The organism is Marinicella meishanensis, from assembly GCF_019931145.1.
GTDB lineage: Bacteria > Pseudomonadota > Gammaproteobacteria > Xanthomonadales > Marinicellaceae > Marinicella > Marinicella meishanensis.
Genome location: NZ_JAIOUV010000001.1, coordinates 373,227 through 392,158 on the forward strand (window position 1 = coordinate 373,227; position 18,932 = coordinate 392,158).

20 protein-coding genes are annotated in these 18,932 nt (G+C 51.3%); 8 read left to right on the forward strand and 12 right to left on the reverse strand.

What is annotated here, in order from left to right; translation table 11 throughout:
• The first annotated feature begins 32 nt into the window (after positions 1-32).
• Positions 33-179 (forward strand): VOC family protein, encoded by a 147-nt coding sequence (locus tag K7G70_RS01605; protein ID WP_223786843.1) that lies wholly within the window; start codon positions 33-35, stop codon positions 177-179.
• Positions 176-1,993: a DUF885 domain-containing protein gene (locus tag K7G70_RS01610; RefSeq protein WP_223786844.1), complete on the forward strand. Its 1,818-nt coding sequence runs from the start codon at positions 176-178 to the stop codon at positions 1,991-1,993. Before K7G70_RS01605 ends, K7G70_RS01610 begins: the two co-directional genes overlap by 4 nt.
• Positions 1,994-2,053: 60 nt before the next feature.
• On the opposite strand, the gene K7G70_RS01615 is transcribed toward K7G70_RS01610, so the two are convergent.
• On the reverse strand, positions 2,054-3,460 hold the full coding sequence (locus K7G70_RS01615) for an SMP-30/gluconolactonase/LRE family protein (RefSeq protein ID WP_223786845.1): 1,407 nt from the start codon (positions 3,458-3,460) through the stop codon (positions 2,054-2,056).
• Positions 3,461-3,626: 166 nt separating this feature from the next.
• Between K7G70_RS01615 and hemE the strand changes: the two genes are divergently transcribed.
• Genes hemE through K7G70_RS01630 form a run of 3 tightly spaced genes read left to right on the forward strand, consistent with a single transcriptional unit; the run spans position 3,627 to position 5,396 of the window.
• Positions 3,627-4,676, forward strand: a complete 1,050-nt coding sequence (gene hemE / locus K7G70_RS01620) for a uroporphyrinogen decarboxylase (RefSeq protein WP_223786846.1) — start codon at positions 3,627-3,629, stop codon at positions 4,674-4,676.
• A complete protein-coding gene (locus K7G70_RS01625; protein ID WP_223786847.1) occupies positions 4,673-5,008 on the forward strand; it encodes a Rieske (2Fe-2S) protein in 336 nt (111 codons plus the stop codon). The genes hemE and K7G70_RS01625 overlap by 4 nt, the downstream gene beginning before the upstream one ends.
• Positions 4,995-5,396, forward strand: coding sequence for a GtrA family protein (locus K7G70_RS01630; protein WP_223786848.1), 402 nt, complete (start codon positions 4,995-4,997; stop codon positions 5,394-5,396). Before K7G70_RS01625 ends, K7G70_RS01630 begins: the two co-directional genes overlap by 14 nt.
• Before the next feature lie 292 nt (positions 5,397-5,688).
• Here the strand turns inward: K7G70_RS01630 and K7G70_RS01635 are convergent, their stop codons facing one another.
• The 4 genes from K7G70_RS01635 to K7G70_RS01650 are packed head-to-tail and all read right to left on the reverse strand — an operon-like array spanning position 5,689 to position 8,668.
• Positions 5,689-6,201: a GNAT family N-acetyltransferase gene (locus K7G70_RS01635; RefSeq protein ID WP_223786849.1), complete on the reverse strand. Its 513-nt coding sequence runs from the start codon at positions 6,199-6,201 to the stop codon at positions 5,689-5,691.
• Positions 6,202-6,211: 10 nt separating this feature from the next.
• Complete coding sequence (locus K7G70_RS01640; RefSeq protein WP_223786850.1) at positions 6,212-6,757, reverse strand: hypothetical protein; 546 nt, start codon at positions 6,755-6,757, stop codon at positions 6,212-6,214.
• A 3-nt stretch (positions 6,758-6,760) separates the two neighbouring features.
• Positions 6,761-7,330 (reverse strand): DNA-3-methyladenine glycosylase I, encoded by a 570-nt coding sequence (locus tag K7G70_RS01645; RefSeq protein WP_223786851.1) that lies wholly within the window; start codon positions 7,328-7,330, stop codon positions 6,761-6,763.
• A gap of 9 nt (positions 7,331-7,339) precedes the next feature.
• Positions 7,340-8,668, reverse strand: coding sequence for an MATE family efflux transporter (locus K7G70_RS01650; RefSeq protein ID WP_223786852.1), 1,329 nt, complete (start codon positions 8,666-8,668; stop codon positions 7,340-7,342).
• Between the two features lie 134 nt (positions 8,669-8,802).
• Here K7G70_RS01650 and K7G70_RS01655 point away from each other — a divergent pair, with 134 nt between their 5' ends.
• Positions 8,803-9,801 carry a class I SAM-dependent methyltransferase gene (locus tag K7G70_RS01655; protein ID WP_223786853.1) on the forward strand — a complete coding sequence of 333 codons (999 nt, stop codon included), beginning with the start codon at positions 8,803-8,805 and terminating at the stop codon, positions 9,799-9,801.
• A gap of 49 nt (positions 9,802-9,850) precedes the next feature.
• On the opposite strand, the gene K7G70_RS01660 is transcribed toward K7G70_RS01655, so the two are convergent.
• The 7 genes from K7G70_RS01660 to rpmH form a co-directional block, all read right to left on the reverse strand.
• Positions 9,851-10,171 carry a hypothetical protein gene (locus K7G70_RS01660; protein WP_223786854.1) on the reverse strand — a complete coding sequence of 107 codons (321 nt, stop codon included), beginning with the start codon at positions 10,169-10,171 and terminating at the stop codon, positions 9,851-9,853.
• Between the two features lie 76 nt (positions 10,172-10,247).
• On the reverse strand, positions 10,248-10,919 hold the full coding sequence (locus K7G70_RS01665; RefSeq protein ID WP_223786855.1) for a response regulator: 672 nt from the start codon (positions 10,917-10,919) through the stop codon (positions 10,248-10,250).
• Positions 10,916-12,367 carry an ATP-binding protein gene (locus K7G70_RS01670; RefSeq protein ID WP_488801364.1) on the reverse strand — a complete coding sequence of 484 codons (1,452 nt, stop codon included), beginning with the start codon at positions 12,365-12,367 and terminating at the stop codon, positions 10,916-10,918. The genes K7G70_RS01665 and K7G70_RS01670 overlap by 4 nt, the downstream gene beginning before the upstream one ends.
• A gap of 92 nt (positions 12,368-12,459) precedes the next feature.
• Positions 12,460-13,773 carry a tRNA uridine-5-carboxymethylaminomethyl(34) synthesis GTPase MnmE gene (mnmE, locus tag K7G70_RS01675; RefSeq protein ID WP_223786857.1) on the reverse strand — a complete coding sequence of 438 codons (1,314 nt, stop codon included), beginning with the start codon at positions 13,771-13,773 and terminating at the stop codon, positions 12,460-12,462.
• Positions 13,774-13,788: 15 nt separating this feature from the next.
• Entirely contained in the window at positions 13,789-15,492 is a 1,704-nt protein-coding gene (gene yidC, locus K7G70_RS01680) for a membrane protein insertase YidC (RefSeq protein WP_223786858.1), read from the reverse strand.
• Positions 15,489-15,848 (reverse strand): ribonuclease P protein component, encoded by a 360-nt coding sequence (gene rnpA, locus K7G70_RS01685; protein ID WP_223786859.1) that lies wholly within the window; start codon positions 15,846-15,848, stop codon positions 15,489-15,491. Before rnpA ends, yidC begins: the two co-directional genes overlap by 4 nt.
• A gap of 38 nt (positions 15,849-15,886) precedes the next feature.
• Complete coding sequence (gene rpmH / locus K7G70_RS01690; RefSeq protein ID WP_077411775.1) at positions 15,887-16,021, reverse strand: 50S ribosomal protein L34; 135 nt, start codon at positions 16,019-16,021, stop codon at positions 15,887-15,889.
• A gap of 300 nt (positions 16,022-16,321) precedes the next feature.
• Between rpmH and dnaA the strand changes: the two genes are divergently transcribed.
• A complete protein-coding gene (gene dnaA / locus K7G70_RS01695; RefSeq protein WP_223786860.1) occupies positions 16,322-17,617 on the forward strand; it encodes a chromosomal replication initiator protein DnaA in 1,296 nt (431 codons plus the stop codon).
• A 172-nt stretch (positions 17,618-17,789) separates the two neighbouring features.
• Positions 17,790-18,890, forward strand: a complete 1,101-nt coding sequence (gene dnaN, locus K7G70_RS01700; protein WP_223786861.1) for a DNA polymerase III subunit beta — start codon at positions 17,790-17,792, stop codon at positions 18,888-18,890.
• The last annotated feature ends 42 nt before the right edge of the window (positions 18,891-18,932 follow it).

Genomic DNA, 18,932 nt, shown 5'->3' on the forward strand with positions numbered 1-18,932 from the left:
GTTTGATTTCATTGGCTCAGAGGAGACACCCCATGCTTGGTTTCATCACACTCGGCACCAACGACCTGGATGCTGCATCAAGATTTTACGACAGCCTGTTTGCTGAAATCAATGTCAGCCAGGTCGCACAGTTAACCACCCATTGGGCCCAACACACCCACTCAAGGAGTCTGCCATGATCAAGAAAATTCTGAAAATTTTGGGTGGCTTGTTGTTGGTGGTGGTGTTGCTGGCTTCGGCGTTCTTTGTTCATGTGTGGTATTTCAAACCCTATGACATCAATTTGTTCTTCGGGCGCACGGCCCTGCAATTTGCCTTGCAAAGCCCTGAAACATTGAGTTCAGTTCGGGTGTTGGAACAGTTTGGCCTGGATGGCCACAACGCCGAACTGGACGACGCCAGCCTGGCAGCGGGTGACCGCACCCTGGAACAAATGCTCAAAGCCCACGAAACCCTGCTGTCCTATACCGATGAGGATTTGGAACCCGCCGATAAAATGTCCAAAGACGTGATGTTGTCTTTGTTGGACATCATGGTAGAAGGCCAACGGTTTCGGTTTCATAATTATCCGGTGAATCAACTGTTCGGGGTACAAAATGGTTTTCCCTCTTTCATGGAGAGCACCCACCAAATCGACGATGTGGGCGATGCCGAAGATTACCTCAGCCGCCTGTCCAAAGTGGGGGTTAAATTTGATCAGGTGCTGGAAGGCTTGCGCCACCGCGAAAACCTGGGCATCTTACCACCCCAGTTTGTGGTGACCAAGGTGTTGGAAGAAATGAATGGCTTCATCAACACCCCCGCCGAAGACAACATCTTGTTCACCGCATTGGCCAGCAAAATGGACGAGGCCAAGCTCGGTGCTGAGGACCAACAGACCATCGCCACCGAAGCCAAACAGCTGATCGAGCAATCGGTCTATCCGGCTTACCAAAAGCTGATCGATTACTTTGTGCAACTGGACAACAAGGTGGATTCCAATCACGGCGTGTGGAACCTGCCGGATGGCGATGCCTATTATGCTTTGACCCTGCGCTTTTTCACCACCACCGATTACACCCCGGATTACATCCATGATTTTGGTTTGGCCGAAGTCGACCGCATCCAGGCCGAGATCCTTGGCATCCTGGAACAAGAGGGTTGGGAAGTCAGTGGTGGTTTCACCAGCAGCATCGACAACATGGCCATCAGCCCGCGCTTTTATTATTCCGACACCGATGAAGGGCGCGAGCAAATTTTGGCTGACTACAAAACCATGCTGGTGGACATTGAAAAACAAATGGGCAGTCATTTCCATGATTTGCCCCAAGCCACCATGGATGTGCAACGCATTCCTGAATTCAAAGAAAAAACTGCACCCGGCGCGTATTACCAAAGGCCGGCAATGGACGGTTCCCGTCCTGGGGTGTTCTTTGCTAACCTGTATGACATCAAAGCCACCCCCAAATATGGCATGAAAACCCTGGCATACCACGAAGGCATTCCTGGCCACCATTACCAACTGGCGATTCAACAGGAACTGGAAGACATGCCGTTTTTCCGCAAGATGATCCCATTCACCGCTTATAGTGAAGGTTGGGCCCTGTATGCCGAGCGGGTGGCCTATGAAATGGGCATGTTACCTGACCCCTATGACAACATCGGTCGCTTACAGGCGGAACTGTTCCGGGCGGTGCGGCTGGTGGTCGACACCGGCATCCATGCCAAACGCTGGAGCCGTGAACGGGCGATCGACTACATGCAGGCCAACACCGGCATGGCTGAATCTGATGTGATCTCCGAAATCGAACGTTACTTTGTGATGCCTGGCCAAGCCACGGCTTATAAGGTGGGCATGACCAAAATCCTGGAGTTGCGGCAACGGGCCCAACAGGCCTTGGGTGACCGCTTTGACATCAAAGACTTCCACCGGGTGGTGTTGAACAACGGCTCAGTGCCGCTGAACATCCTGGAACAGCTGGTGGATCAATACATCGCCGAGGCCACCGGCTGAAGCCCCACTTCTTCAAGGCAACAAAAAAGCCAGCGATTCAGCTGGCTTTTTTGTTCGGCTTCATTGAATGCCGCGTTTCTTTTTGATTTCTTCGATGCGCCGCATGCGCTCCATGTGTTCTTCCATGCGGTATTTGGTGGGTGATTGCATCACCAGCAGTGGCTCCCATTGTTGTTCTGGCAACAGGCGGCCCAGGGCATCGACTTTTTCCCATTGCGTGTTGGCGGTGTAATAAACCTGATCACCCACCAGCACCCCATTGCCCAAAGTCTGGAAGGCGGGGTTGGAAGCTTCAATGGGGAACATGTTTTGCAAGATCACATCTTGTTCCAACACATAACGCATCAAGCGGGCCGGCTTGACGCCACTTTGTATCGCCACCAAATCGCCGTCGTCATAGAACAGGTCGTTGATGCCGGCAAAAAAGCCGGCACCAGCCGGCACCAAAGGTGCCAGTTGTTGGGTTTGGGTGTTGATCAGATACAAACCCTGATCATAGTCAGACACATAGATGACCGATTCGTCGCTGTTGGTGGTGATGGCTTTGATCGCCGTCAAGTTGGGCAAGGCCAAGACCCGTTCCACTTGTTCGCTGCCTTTGGCAATCTTGAACAGCTGGCTGTTGAAGGCATTGATGAAGTACAGGTTTTGACCTTCGCTGACATGCAAGGCGGTGAACAACAGCGGTTGGTTGGTGCGCTGCATGGCGAAGTTGTTGATCAGTTCGCCGGTGCTCAACTTGAATTTTGAGATCATTGCATGCCCGAAATTGTTCGGGGTGGTGCCGTTGTAATGCGGCAAGGTGGCCGATGCCGTCCACAGCAAATCGGCCTGTTGGTCAACCACCAAGTCAACAATGCCCCAGGGGCCTGTTTGGGGGTCGGCGGGTTTGATGAACTCTTTGAAGCCGCCGGCGGCGTCATGTTGGTACACCGCGCCAGCGCGCACACTGCCCAGCAACAAGCGATCGGCGGTGGCATCATAAGCGATGTTTTCAAACAACATCCCTGAGTAGTGGTGGCTGACGGCAAACACCTGTTGGCCTTCACCAAAAGGCTCGGCGTTCTTCACCATGTTTTCCTCGATGTAATCATAGACATTGGTGCCTTGGATGTTTTCATACCCCTCCAACTCACCAATGGGGTAACTCAATCCAGCTTTTTGGATTTCGATCAAGGTGTTGTAGGCATCGGTCTTTTTGTCTTGTTGGGCAAAGGCTTTGACCAAGGCAAACTTGAAGTCGGGGTTGAACGGGCGCAAGACCAACAAGCGTTGAATCACCACTTCCTGGCGGGCAAACTGATCTTTGGCTTCCATCTCGCGGGCCAATTCGATCAATTGGGGTATGCTGTCCATGGCATTCACATCGCGGGCGAAAATGTCTTCCGGATCCATGGCTTGGGCATGCAACAGGGTGGTGCTGAAAATCAGCAACAGTAAGGTCAATTTTTTCATGGTGTCAGGCATATCAAAAGTTCCTATAAGACCCCACCACCGGAGTGAGGTTCACTGCAAAGCGCGGAATTTTACCAGAAAAGGGCTGGCGGTAGGTCAACACGGGGGTTTGACCGTCATTTATAGCTGTTTTGCTACGGTCGAACTGCTAAAATGGCCCTTTTTTTGCTCAATCCTGATGGCTCTGAACAACGATTTGTATTTGCGCGCCTTGCGCCGGGAACCCACCGAAAGAACCCCTGTTTGGTTGATGCGCCAAGCCGGTCGTTATTTGCCCGAATACCGCAAAGTGCGGGCTCAGGCCGGTGACTTCATGACCTTGGCCAGCACACCAGAGATGGCCTGTGAGGTGACCATCCAACCGCTGGAGCGGTTTCCGCTGGATGCCGCCATCATCTTTTCTGACATTTTGACCATCCCCGATGCCATGGGGCTGGACTTGTATTTTGTCCAAGGCGAAGGCCCCCGCTTCAAGCACCCGATCACCGATGCCCGGCAAATTGAGCAACTGCCGATACCCGAAGCCGAGGATTTGCAATACGTGATGGACGCCATCAGCTTGACCACCCAAACCTTGGCCGGGCGCGTGCCTTTGATTGGCTTTGCCGGCAGTCCCTGGACGCTGTTGACTTACATGATCGAAAATGGTGGCAGCAAAACCTATGCCAAATCCAAAGCGCTGTTGTACAAATCACCGGAACTGGCCCACCAATTGCTGGACAAATTGGCGCAGTCCATCATCAAGTATCTGATCGGTCAGATCCAAAGCGGCGCCTCAGCGGTGCAGGTCTTTGACAGTTGGGGCGGGGTGTTGAGCCCGGCCGATTTTCAGCAATTTTCTTTGCGCTACATGCAACAAATCGTCAGCGGCTTACAACAGGCCGGCTTCGGTGACACCCCGGTGGTGTTGTTCAGCAAAGGCGCCAACCAAAGCCTTGAAGCCCTGTCCCACACCGGCTGTCATGGCTTGGGGGTGGACTGGACCATCGACATTGATGTGGCCCAACAGCTCACCGGTGGCCGGGTGGCGTTGCAAGGCAACCTGGACCCGGCCACCTTGTACGCACCCGACGACCACATCCGGGCGGCGGTGAAAAAAGTCCTCGATGCTTATGGCCACCAAGCCGGGCATGTGTTCAACCTTGGTCATGGCATGCAGCCGGACATGCAACCGGAAAAGGTGGCGGTGCTGGTGGATGCGGTGCGTGAGCTCTCGGCCCGTTCATGAAACACAAACTCACCCAATTGATCGATGTGCCATTGGGCCAATGGTCCGAACACGCCTGGCAAACCGAGAATGGCCTCACTTCGGTGATGGTCAAGCGCGGTCACACCGAGTGGGTAGCTTTCATCAATGAGTGCCCCCATCAGGGCCGGCGCCTGGATTATGCCGAAAACGCCTTTTTGGAAACGCCCGACGGCCAATTGGTCTGCCCAGCGCATGGCGCCACATTCGATGCCGCATCAGGCTTCTGTACGGGTGGGCCCTGCGCCGGTCAGTCTCTGACTCAACTGCACATCACTTTTGATGACAAGGACGTCTACATTGAGCTCGTATAAATCGTTATTCGCCTTGATGGTGCGCTATGGCATGGTCGGGGTGCTGGCTTCGTTGATACATGCCGGCATCAGTTTGGCGGTGTTGGCAGTGTTTGACATTGAGCCGTTTTGGTCCCATGCCATCGGCTTCTTTGGTGGTTTGATCACCGCTTATTTGGGTCATTACCACTATTCCTTCAAAGACGATGGGGCCCACAAACAACGCTTTCCCAAGTTTGCCATCACCGCCGGTACCGGCTTTGCCCTGCACCAAAGCGGGGTGTATCTGTTGGTTAACCAACTGCAGTTGACTTATCAGACGCAGGCACTGCCGTTGTTGATGGTGACGGTGCCGATGGTGACGTTTCTGATGTCGAAGTTTTGGGTGTTTCGAAATAATCCACATTGAATGGGGTCAGCTTGAAATCTTTGGGCAGGTTGTCCAAATCATCTTCATCCCAAAAACAAAATTCTTTCATGGCCGGTGGCTCCTGTTTGATTGACTGCCAGCATAACCAGCAATTGTGGCCAATTTGGGGCAAGCTTCTGATCAGTTGTGCGCTCTGATGCCAGACTCAGTCAAAACTCAGGGCCTGTTAACACCAAATGAATGGCGACTGCTGGAACGTATGTTTCAGCCATCAAGGCATCAATCGTGAAGTGTGACCTTTGTAACTTGAACAGTGGTCATGCAGTGGGCGTTAACAGATCCTAATTTGTAGGATCAGGCTGGGAAAGTCCTGACCGGGCAGGGTGGTGATGGTTTGCCGCTGCAAACCTATTTTTTCCAACACATGAATCGATGCCGCATTCTCCGGGTTGGTGTAAGCCAGGATGGTGTCACTGATGCGCTGCTGCTGGGCCCAGTCCAAGATCGCTTGGGCCGCTTCGGTGCAATAGCCACCACCCCGGTGGGCTGGCAGAAACGCAAAACCGATGTCCGGCGGGTTGTCGGCATCGCGCTTGACCAGACCACAAATGCCCATGGCGGTGTCTGCTCCCAACAAAGTGACTTTGTACAAACCAAAGCCGTGCTCTCGGTAGGAGGCCATCAAGCGGTCTTTTAAATAGGTTTCGGCCGATGCCAAATCGGTGATGCCGCGGTCACCAATGAAGCGCAAACAATCCGGGTCGGTGAACAAGGCTTGAATGAATGGCCCATCTGCTGGGCTCAGCTCGGTTAGCCGCAAACGTTGGGTCTGTAACTCAAACACCTGACACCCCTCAACGCTGATTAACCGGTTGCAATTGCGCTTGATAGCGCGGTTGACCATGGCGTTTGAGGTCATAGGTCAAGGTGGCAGACTGGGGCTCATACCGCAACATCCAAACATTGGTGGCGGCCGCCGGAATCAGCGCGGCGGTTTCCGCATCGGCTGGAAAATATTGCTGCCACTCGGAGACTTGGTCATTGGCCCAGCCGCCGTAATTGGTGATCTCGTCGGGGGTGCCATCGGCATGGCGGTGGTCATGCTTGAGCAGCAAACCCGCGTCAGTCAGGGTGATCACCCAGGTGCGGGAACGGTCTGCACCCACGTCAAACTGGATGCGGATTTCTTGGTCCCGACAATCATTGAAGTCGGCCACGAGCGTTTTGCCGGCAAAATCATGGGCCGGATCGTCGGGAAAGGTGCTGGCCCCGATGAATCGTTGTCCACACAGCGAGCCCAGGTTGGCAAAAAAAGCACCCTGCGCATTGCGGGGTTTTTCCTGACAGCCCACAAGCAGGGTGATTAGGATGATCAGAAAGGGGACTTTATTTGGGGGCATGGATCACTCCGGTTGGTAACAAAAACAGTCGGTGGTGTGGTCATTGACCAGACCGGTGGCTTGCATCAAGGCGTAACAAATGGTGGTGCCAACAAACTTGAAGCCGCGTTTTTTCAAATCTTTGCTCAAGGCATCTGATTCCGGCGTGCTGACCGGTACTTCGGCCATGGTGCGCCAGTGGTTGATGATTGGTTGGCCACCGACAAAGCGCCAAATGTATTCATTGAAGGAACCAAATTCAGCCTGCACCTGCAGAAAAGCCTGGGCATTGGTGACGGTGGATTTGATTTTCAGGGTGTTGCGGATGATGTTGGGGTTGTCTTTCAGCTGCTGTTGTTTGGCCGCTGAGTATTGCGCAATTTTGTGGTAATCAAAGTCATCAAAGGCCTGCCGATAACCCTCGCGTTTGTTGAGGATGGTCGACCAACTCAAGCCGGCTTGCGCGCCTTCCAAAGTCAGGAACTCAAACCACACCCGGTCATCGTGCACGGGGCGGCCCCATTCTTCATCATGATACTGCTGGTCCAAAGGACTGGCGTGCGTGGCCCAGCCACAGCGAGTTTTTTCTGTCATGGATGCTTCCTATACCTCAACCGTGGACCATTTGCGGCCTTGCCACATGTGAATCATGGCCCAGGTGAAAATCAGTCGATAAATGATTTGCCCAATCCAAATCGCGGTCAGACCCATACCCAAATACGGTCCCACCAACCACGCCATGGGCAAGAACAACAACCATTGTAAGGCAAAAGAGATTTTCATGGTGCTGGTGGTGTCACCGGCACCGTTGATGGTGTTGAACAAAACGATGCCAATGCATTCAACTGCCAGTGACAGTGCCGCCAGCTGCAAGGGCAGCCGCGACAACTCAATGACGGCGGTTTGGTCGGTCAGAAACACCCGCAAAATCCAGTCGGGAAACAGCAACACCGGCAACATCAAACAGGCGGCGGTGAGGCAGGCCAGTTTCACCGTGTCCCAGCCCCAGGTATGCGCGGCATCGATGTTCTTGCGACCCAAAGCCTGACCCACCAGGGTGGCGCCACCCAAACCAAAGCCCATGGCCGGTAACAAGCCCACCAACATGATGTTGATGATCACGTTGGCGCCAGCCAATTCGTTGGTACCGACCTGGCCGATGATCCAATACAAAGCGGCAAAACCGGCGGCAAAGAAGAACTGTTGAATCGAAGAGGGCACCGAGGTTTTGATCATTTGTTTGACCGTGGCCCGGGTGGGTAAATTTTCCAAAAAGCCATAACCGCGGGTGTGTTTCCAGGCACAGTAAAAATAATAGAACACCGCCAGGGTGATGGAAATGCTGGTGCCCAAACCGGCCCCAAAGGTGCCCAATGCCGGCATGCCCAACTTGCCAAAGATCAACACGTAACTGATCACTATGTTGCTGGCATGGGCAAACAACAAGGCTTTTAAGTACACCTTGGTCATTTGTATGGCGCTCCAATAACCACGGAAACTGAAGTGCACGGCCAAGGAAATCAAGCCCAAAAAGCGCGCTTGCAAATAAGGTGTGCCCTGCTCCATGACCAAGGGGTCGGGGTTAAACCATTGAATTAAATAAGGCGACAACAGATACAAAATGACGGTCATGGGGATGGCCGCCAGCAGAATCAACAACAAGGCCGCATTCAAAGGGTACGCCGCTTGGCTTTGTTTGTCCTCACCCATGCGCCGCGACACCATGGCCTGCACCCCAGCACTCAAACCCAACAAAAAGGCCACACTCATGTAGTTCAAAAAACCACCCAAGCCCACCGCCGCCAAGGCCGGCGCGCCCAGTCGACCCACCATCGCGGTGTCCACCAAGTTGAGGATGTTTTGTGACATCATGCCACCAATGATCGGCAGGGCCAGTGCCAAAATGGCCTTGGAACGTTCTTTATTCAGCATGCGCCTATATTAACTTGGATGGCTGTGGTGGGGACAACATTTTTCACTCCATGATTTAACCCAAGCTTCATGCATTCTTAACTGAATTGCAACCCACATGCGGCAAGCTGAGGGTTTTGACAGACAATCCACCCATGCTGGCCACCGAACCAACGACTTATCAAGACCGCATTGACAACGAAATCAACTTTTATAAAGATTGTGAGCAGGTGCATCAATTGCCCGACATCTTTCACTACTGGTCCAATCGCTACTTGCTGCCCAAGTTTCAGCCACACGGTTTCAACAGCCCCGATGATTTTTTCATTCAACAGGTGTTGCAACACCTGAGTCAGCACCCGACTCAAGACCCTTTTCAGTTGTTGAGCATCGGTGCCGGCAACGGTGAATCCGAACTGCTGCTGGCCGATGCCCTGGTCAAGCAAGGCATTCGCCATTTCACCATCACTTGTCTGGACATCAACCCCCACATGTTACAGCGTTGCCAAGAAAACGCCGCGGCCAAAGGACTGGGGGCGCAAATCGCCACCGAGTGTGGTGATTTCAATGTGTGGGAAGCCAATCAAACTTTTGATGTGGTCCTAGCCAACCAATGCCTGCACCACGTGATCAACTTAGAACACCTGTTGGCCACGGTTGAGCTTGCCTTGAAACCCACAGGGGTGTTCTTGGTGTCAGACATGATTGGACGCAATGGGCACCAACGTTGGCCCGAAGCCCTGACCTTACTCAAGCCAATCTGGGAAGGCATGCCCGATCGCCTCAAACACAACCGCTTGTTGCAGCGCTTTGAACCCGAATACATCAACCACGATTGCTCGACTTCCGGTTTTGAAGGCATTCGTGCGCAAGACATTTTGCCGATGTTGGTTGAGCGGTTTCATTTCGATATGTTCATCCCCTTTGCCAACCTCATCATGGTCTTGATTGACCGCCCATTTGGACACAACTTTCAGGTCGATGACCCGGCGGACCTCGCCTTGATTGATCGGGTTCATGAAATCGATGAACAAGCCATACTCAAGGGCACCATCAAACCCACCCAAATGGTGGCCTGCTTGAGCAAACAACCCAAGCACACGGTCTTGACCCGGCCCGAGTTGACACCTGAATTCTGCATTCGCTGGCCATAAAAAACGCCACATTTTCTGGCGTTTAAAACTCAACAATACAACGACAGGCTTAATCCCCGCGGCCTTTTTTGTGCTTTTTGTGGCTTTTGGCTGCCATGTGGTTTTCTTTGCGGTCGCGCATGGCTTGCAACTGGTTCATTTGATCGGCAGACAACACCGCAGCCAACTCATCGTCGGTCTCTGTGGCCAACTGATCTTTGTAAGCCATCAGTTTCTCGTGCTTGGCTTTTTTGATGCTTTTGACTTCTTTCATTTGGGCCTCAGTCAGCCCCAATTCTTGCATCCAGCCACCTTTTTTGTGGTTTTTGTGCTCAGGTCCTGCAACCGCCGCGAAAGAAACCACCATCAGTAATGCCATCAATATTTTCATTTCTATACCTATGTTGTGTGAATGGAGTTTCATCCTAACAATCGAATTCACAAGAAATGTGCAAAAACCATGGAAGTCACCGATCTTCTTCGTATTTATAACCACAACCATAGATGGCATGAATCAAATCTTGCTGTGGTTGCACCCGCTTCAGGCGGGCCCGCAATTTCTTGATGTGGCTGTCAATGGTTCGATCCGACACGATGCGCCCATCATCATAAACCGCATCCATCAGTTGACTGCGGGAAAACACCCGACTGGGTTGAGACATCATTTTATCTAACAAGCGACATTCAACCAATGTCAATTCGACCTGAGAACCGGCACAACTGACCACCATCGATTCGGTGTCCAGCTCAAGCACCGGCGGTACACAGGGCTTGGCTTTGTGGCGCAACCACACTTTGACCCGTGCCACCAGTTCCCTGGGGCTGTAGGGTTTGCACACATAATCATTGGCGCCGATCTCCAAGCCCAAAATGCGATCAATTTCATCCACCCGGGCGGTGGTCATGATGATCGGTACATCAGAGGTCTTGCGGATGTCTCGACAGATGTCCATGCCATTTTTACCGGGCAACATGACATCCAAGAGCACCACATCCACCATGTGTTGTTGGATGAATGCCTCCACCTCATCGCCATGATGAATCAAGTCCACCTGCCAGGCTTCTTGCTGCAAATAATCACTGAGTAACGCCGCCAAGTCCTCCTGATCTTCCACCACCAATATGCGTGCGTGCTTCATGCTTTGGCCAAGCTGATTTCGATTTGGATGCCACCCAGGGCCGATGAGCCAGCCATAATCTGTCCATTGTGCGCTTGGACAATGTTGGCGGCAATGGCCAGTCCCAGACCAGAGCCACCCGACTTTTTGTTGCGAGACGATTCTTGGCGGTACAATCGATCAAACATTTTGGCCATCTGGGCCTGGTTGAGTCCGGGTTCTGAGTCGGCAATCATGACCACATAATCGTGACCTTCCTGACGCAATGAAACCTCAACTTGCCCCCCTTCATCGGTGTATTGCACGGCATTGTTTAATATGTTGTAAAACAACTGACACAATCGATTTTCATCCGCCAGGATCGGGTGAGGCTGATCATCAAATTGGAAAGTGTGTTGAATGGCTTTTTGTTCAAAGGCCAGCTTGAAGGCATTGACCGAACGCCTCAAAACCATCAATAAGTCGATGTTTTTCATCTCATATCGCATGGTGCCCAGGTCCGACAAACTCAACTCATACAAGTCATTGACCAGGTGATTGAGGGTGGTGATTTGGTGGTGCAAAATACCCAGGGTTTTTTCGTTGCATTGATGGATGCCATCCTGAATGGCTTCAATTTGTGCCAAAGTCACAGACAGGGGTGTGCGCAACTCGTGGGCAATGTCGGCCATCATGTTTTTTTGACTCGTGGCATTGGACTCCAGGGTTTTGACCAAATGGTTGAAGTGACTGGACAATTGACCCAATTCATCGTTGCGGGTGATTTGGGTGCGCACTGAAAAATCCCCGGCCGATGCCTGCTGGGTGGCCCGGGTCAATCTTTGTATGGGCCCTGTGAAATACCGCGTGATGGGTAAAGTCAACAACATCGACAGCACGGCCATGGTGATCACCATCACCAGCAACAACTTTTGTATGCCGTGATTGAATTGGCGGTCCTCTTCGGCGTAAATGCCTTTGTTACTTTGGGTGATCAAAAAGCCAACCACCTCGCCTCGATCGCTGATTTTGAGTGCGTGGTGGACCTTTTGATCCCAATTGATCGAGCCAACCACTTTGTTTTTCTGGCGGTCGTAAACCGCGTAGTTTGGCAACATGCGCTTAAAAGTGTACTTGGCTTGTTTTTGCTGGTGACGATTTTCCGCTTTGGGGTCTGGGTGGTTGTGCTCGGCAGGATTTCTGGGGTGGCGGGGTGGTTTTTTGTCCACCACTTTGAAGGCGGAATGGAAAATCATTTCTTTCCACAGGTCCGGGTCGGCTCGCAAAGTGTCCCAGTTACCCACTGTTCGATGGTGTTCGCCCAACAGCTGTATGACATTTTGATTGAACCGATATTCTTGGGATTTTTTGTATCGATCAAAACCCCGGTCAATGCCAAACAGCATCATCAACGCCATGCAGAACACCACCAGTAAGGTGATCATCAACAGCCCCATGAAGACTTTGGTTTTTAGTGAACCGGTTTTCATCCACCGAATCTTGCCACACAATCGTGCAAAAATTGTGGTTTTGGGCGGTTTTTATGCGCTATGTGCGGCGATTGACGGCCCCAAACCTGACCTCATTTACCGATACAAAACCGGGAAAATATTTCGCCCAGTAGGTCATCAGAAGAAAACGCACCGGTGATCTCACTCAAAGCCTGTTGTCCCAGGCGCAACTCTTCGGCCGACAGTTCTCCCTGATTGTCATGCAGTTGACGTTCAGCGGCGGCCAGGTGTTGTTGGGTGGTGTGCAGTTGTTCGATGTGCCTTTGTCGGGCCGTGAAGCTGTTTTCATTCAAGTCACCGGCTGTGACCCGATCAACAATGGCTTGGCGGATGGCATCGATGCCGGTGTTGTGCTTGGCCGAAACCACCAAAGCATCGGCCACCGTCAATTCACCAACCAGGTCGGACTTGTTGATGATGTTGATCTGGTTGGCAGCCACTGGCAAGGGCTGACCCTGGTATTCACTGCCATCCCAGACCTGCAACACCACATCGGCCTGAGCTTTGGCCAACAAAGCCCGTTCAATGCCCTGTTGTTCAATCGGGTTGTCGGTTTCGTGAATCCCTGCGGTGTCGATCAATCGCACCGGAATGCCTGCAATCACCACGTCTTCTTTGACCACGTCACGGGTGGTGCCGGCCACCTCAGATATGATCGCCGAATCGGCTTCAGTCAGGCGGTTGAGCAGGGACGATTTACCGGCATTGGGTCGGCCAATGATGGCAATGCTGATGCCTTGACTCAACACCACCCCGGTCTGGGTTTTGCGCAAGGTGTCCAGCAACATCTGATTCAACGCCGCCAATTGCCGTTGCAAACCCACATCCGACAAGAAATCAATTTCTTCCTCGGGAAAGTCGATCGCCGATTCGACCCACACCCGGGTTTCGATCAACTTTTCCAACAGCTCATCAATGTGTCGCGAGAAGGCGCCTTGCAAGGATCGTTGCGAGGCCAGGACGGCTTGTTCTGAACCACTGGCAATCACATCGGCAATGGCTTCGGCTTGGACCAAGTCGATTTTGTCGTTCAAGAAAGCCCGTTCTGAAAATTCACCCGGGCGGGCCAACCGCGCGCCCAATTGAATCACCGCCTGCAGCAGCATGTTCATGACCACTTGACCACCATGGCCTTGCAGTTCAATCACGTCTTCACCGGTGAATGAAGCGGGCCCCTGAAAAAACAACAACAGCCCCGAGTCGATGACTTGTCCTTTGGCATTGCTGAAGGTGGCGTGGTGGGCAAAGCGGGGTTTGAGGGTGCGCAAACCACTGATCTGGGTGGCCATGGTTGTGGCCGCTGGGCCAGAAATTCGCACGATGCCGACACCGCCGCTGCCCGCCGGGGTGGCAATGGCAGCGATGGTGTCCTGATGAGCCGTCATGTGGGTGGGCAAGCCTTAGGCCGCCGTTTTGTTGTCCTGCTCTTCGATGCGTTTGGTGATGACCCATTGTTGGGCCAGGGACAACACCGAGTTGACCGCCCAATACAGCACCAAGCCAGATTGGAAGAAGGCGAACAACACTGAGAAGGCAATCGGCATGGCTTTCATGATCTTTTCTTGCATCGGATCCATGCCCGGGGTCGGCGACAGGCGTTGGGTCATGATCATGGCCGCGGCGTTGATGATCGGTAAAATGAAATAGGGGTCGGGTGAAGACAGGTCTTGAATCCACAAGATGAACGGCGCTTGGCGCAATTCCACCGACTCCAACAACACCCAATACAGGGCGATGAACACCGGAATCTGAATCAGGATGGGCAAACAACCACCCAATGGATTGACCTTCTCTTTTTGGTACAGGCCCATCATTTCCTGATTGAATTTTTGTTTGTCGTCTTTATACCGCTCTTTCAACACGGTGATGCGTGGCTGCAGTTTGCGCATGCGGGCCATCGATTTGTATTGGGCTTCTGACAGTTTAAAGAACATCAACTTGATCAACACCGTCAACAACACAATCGACCAACCCCAATTACCGACCAAGCCGTGAATTTTTTCCAACACCCAAAACAGCGGCTTGGAGATGGCTGTGAACATGCCGTAATCAACGGTCAGGTCCAGACCACGCGCCACTTCCGGCAAGGTTTTCTGCAGTTTCGGCCCCACATACCAGGTCGACTCAAAGGCCACAGTCGAACCGGCGCGCACTGCTGAATTGTTGGTCACAATGCTGGCCAGGTAAGGGTGGGGGTTATTGGGCCGGAATTTGGCTTCCAATTTGGCAAAGTCAGTTGATGGGATCACTGCTGCAAAGAAATAATGTTGGACCATGGCGGCCCAGCTTTCTGGTCCCAGATTGATCACCGATGATTCATCTTGTAAATCATCAAAACTCAAGGTGTCATAACCTTCTTCGGCATCAAAATAGCCCACACCTTTGAATGAATAACGGCTGGCATCGGTGAAAGAGGGGTCTTTACCCAACCAAGGATTGTTGCGCATCAACCGTTGGTATTCAGAGGCATTCCAGTCCGAAGCGGTGTTATTGGTCACCGTTTGGGTCAATCCAATGGCATAACTGTTGGGGTCAATGCGGTAGGTTTTGACCAAAGTACCTTCTTCTTTTTCGGTGGTGAATACCACATCAATGGCATTTTCAGTCACCACCACATTGGGGGTGTTGGTTTGGTAAATGTCGCTGTGGGTGAAGTTGACCGATTGGGTCACCAAACCGGCCTCGATTTTGAAGCGGTTGTTGGCATAATCCATCAGCACCACATGTTGATCGGATTTTTTCTTCACCGGATATTGTTTCAATTCCGCATAGACCAAGGCCGCTCCTTGCGCTGCGAACTGCAGCTTAACCAAGGGCGTGTCTACCGTTGCAATGACCTGGGTGTCAGCGGTTTGGTCCATCACCGCCGGTACATCAGCGGTGTTGTTATTCAAAGGTTGCGGGATGTCGTCTTCTTGGACACTGGTTGCTGGAATGGCTTGATCAATCACCGCATCAACAGAGTTGTTGACTGGATTCGGGTTGCTGCTTGAGGTGCTGGGTTGTTGACTCACTGGGGCCGGGCCGTAATCTTTCTGCCATTGGGTGTAGAGCATAAAGCCCAGGAACATGAGGGTGATCAAATATAGGGTTTTGTTGTTCATTCTTGGTTCTCTGTTTGTGACCACAAAGCATGGAGCAAGGTCAACAAGTCTGCATTGTTCATCGAAGCAGCCAATGGTTTGGCCAATACCACGTATTCAGCGGAGCGCACATTGGGGTGGCGACGAAATGATTCTCGGATTAAGCGTTTGATGCGGTTTCTTTGTACCGCAGTTTTGTGAACTTTTTTTGAAACGACCAGACCCATTTTACCGGCATGTGCTGGTTGCTGGTTGCTGTTTTTGGGGTGGTGAATCAGCAAAGTAAACGCTTTGTTTTGGATTCTTTTTGACTTACTAAAAACCCGACTGTAATCGAGTCGGGTTAATAATCTTTTGCCTTTAGGGAATTGTTCCAAGGCACACCTGAGGTGATCTAATCGTCAGCCCAATGGCATCAAGCGGCCAGGCGTTTTCTGCCTTTGGCTCTGCGGGCATTGATCACAGCTCGGCCACCGGCGGTTTTCATGCGGGCACGGAAACCATGGGTGCGGGCTCTTTTCAAATTACTTGGTTGAAATGTTCTTTTCATGATTGTCTACCTGTTTTTTTTTAACGCGTCAGGCATGCTTCATGCACGCCTCTAAAAAGGCCGTGCATCATACTGTTTTTTTGCCCCTTTTTCAAGTCTTTTTTATGATCTGTGCGGTGCCGGACTGTACCGCCATTTGGCCCCATGGGCAACGGCCAGATCTACAGACCGGTTTTTCCACCATAAGTCACCACCACTGGCTGGCTCACATGACCCGTTTTTGCACAGTTTCTTATGGGTTTGTGAATCTTTTCTTGGTATACTGAAGCGCTTTTTCCAGGAGATTCCAAGCAACGCATCATGTGGGAACATTGTCTCAAAAGACTTGAATCAGAAATACCCAAAAACGACATCCTGTTGTGGATCCGCCCACTCGAAGTTGCCATCTCCCAAAACACCGTTAATTTATATGCCGCCAACGATGTGGTCCTGAACCAGGTCAAAGGCCAATATTACCCCTTGATCCAAGCCGCCATCAAGGAAGTGTTTGGTGATCCATTCTCTGCCAGCCTACAACTGCAAAAATCACAAACCGCCGAAACGGTCGAGCCGGTCAAACACAGCCCCACGCAAATTCCCTCCAATTTGGACCCCCGTTTCAAGTTTGATAATTTCATTGAGGGCCGTTCCAACACCATCGCCCTGGCCGCGGCTTTGCAAACCGCCCAAACCCCGAACCCTGAGTTCAACCCTTTGTTGTTGTATGGCAGCACCGGTTTGGGCAAAACCCATTTGATGCACGCCATTGGCAATGAAATTGTGGCCAACAACCCCGATGAAGTCGTTTGTTATTTGCATTCGGAAATTTACGTGAATGAGATGGTCAAGGCCATTCAGCAAAAGGCCATGGAAGCATTCAAGCAGAAATACCGATCGGTGACCACTTTACTGATTGATGACATCCAGTTTTTTGCGCGCAAGGAACGCACCCAGGAAGAATTTTTTCACACCTTCAATTATTTATTGGAAGGCCAAAAACGGGTCATCATCACCTGTGACCGTTACCCGAAAGAGGTCAACGGCTTGGAATCCAGGCTGAAATCCCGATTGGGGTGGGGCATTGTGGTGCCAATCGATCCGCCTGACTATGAAACCCGGGTGGCCATCCTCAAAGAAAAAGCCATTCAATTTGGTTTCACCTTGACCGATGAAGTGGCTTTTTACATCGCCAAACAACTCAACTCCAACATCCGAGAATTGGAAGGGGCCTTGAGCACGCTCAAAGCCAATGCTTTTTTCACCGGCAAAGCGATTGATTTGGATTACACCAAACAAATCCTCAAAGAATTGTTCAAAGTCAATCACCAAATTGTGTCGGTAGAAAATATCCAAAAAGTCACGGCACAATATTACAATGTGAAATTGTCTGAGTTGTTGGGAAAAAGCCGCAAGCGGTCGATCGTGTTGCCGCGGCAACTGGCGATGTTTTTGGCCAAAGAATTGACCGACAAAAGTTACCCTGAAATCGGCGAGCTGTTTGGTGGCCGTGACCACACCACGGTGTTGCATGCCTACCGCAAAATTGTTGAACTGATTTCGGAAAACAATGATTTGGATGAAGACCGACAGAAGATTGTGAATAAGTTAACTGAATGACTGTTAACAAGCTGTGGATAAACTGTGAGCAAAAATATGGTCTGAAATTACCAACAGGTTATCCACAAGATTAACAACAAAGAATAAGGAATAAATGTTTTTATAATCAAATACTTAGAAAAATATTCACTGATTTATTAAACACTATAAAAACTAATTTTATATATATACTATGTTATTTAATATCCAACGAGAAACCCTTTTGGCGCCATTGAATCAAATCTGTGGGGTGGTCGAGAAAAAAGGCACATTGCCGGTGTTGAGCAATGTGTTGCTGAAGTTAGATGGTGACACCCTGTTATTAACCACCAGTGACCTGGATGTCGAGATGCGCTCAGAATGCACCGTCGATGCCCAAGGCCCCGGTGAAGTCACGGTCCCCGCCCACAAGTTTTTGGATATTTGTAAAGCCTTGCCTGATGGATCGATCCTGACCTTTTCTTTTGATTCCGGCAAATGTTTGATCACCTCTGGTGACAGCCGCTTCAGTTTGAGCACCCTACCGGCACAAGAGTTTCCATTGATCGATGACATGGAATCCTACCAGCCGATCACCATGGGTTCGACTGATTTGCAACGCATGTTGAAACAAACCGTGTTTTGTATGGCGGTACAAGATGTGCGCTATTTCCTCAATGGCCTGTTGTTTGAAGTGTTGAACCACAAGCTGCGTTGTGTGTCGGCCGATGGCCACCGGTTGGCTCTGTCTGAATGTGACTACGTCAATGACAGTGGTTTGAACAAACAGGTGCTGATTCCACGCAAAGGGGTGTTGGAACTGCAAAAAATGATCCGTGATCTGGATCAGGAAATCACCATCAACATCGGGCAGAACCACGTCAAAATTTCCATCGAGTCGATCAGCATGACTTCGAAATTGATTGACGGCAAGTTCCCTGATTATGAATCGGTGATCCCCTTGAACATGGAAAACAACTTCATTGCCGATCGGGAGGCCTTGCGCAGTGCTTTGCACCGGGTGGCCATTTTGTCCAATGAACAATACAAAGGGGTGAAATTCAAAATCTCTCCCAACAAGTTGGAAATCATTGGCCACAACCCCGACCAGGAACAAGCCGAAGATGTGATCACAGTGCAAACTGACATCGAAAACATCGAAACCGCCTTCAACGTCAATTACATTTTGGATGCGACCCAAGCCATCACCGATCAAGAAATTCAATTCAGCTTCAAAGAAGCTTTGTCCAGCTGTTTGATCAAACACCCTGAAAAACTCGATTGCCGTTTGGTGGTCATGCCCTTGCGCATCTAGGCTGGGTTAACCCAATTTGAATGACTGCGGTGATGCCGAGCC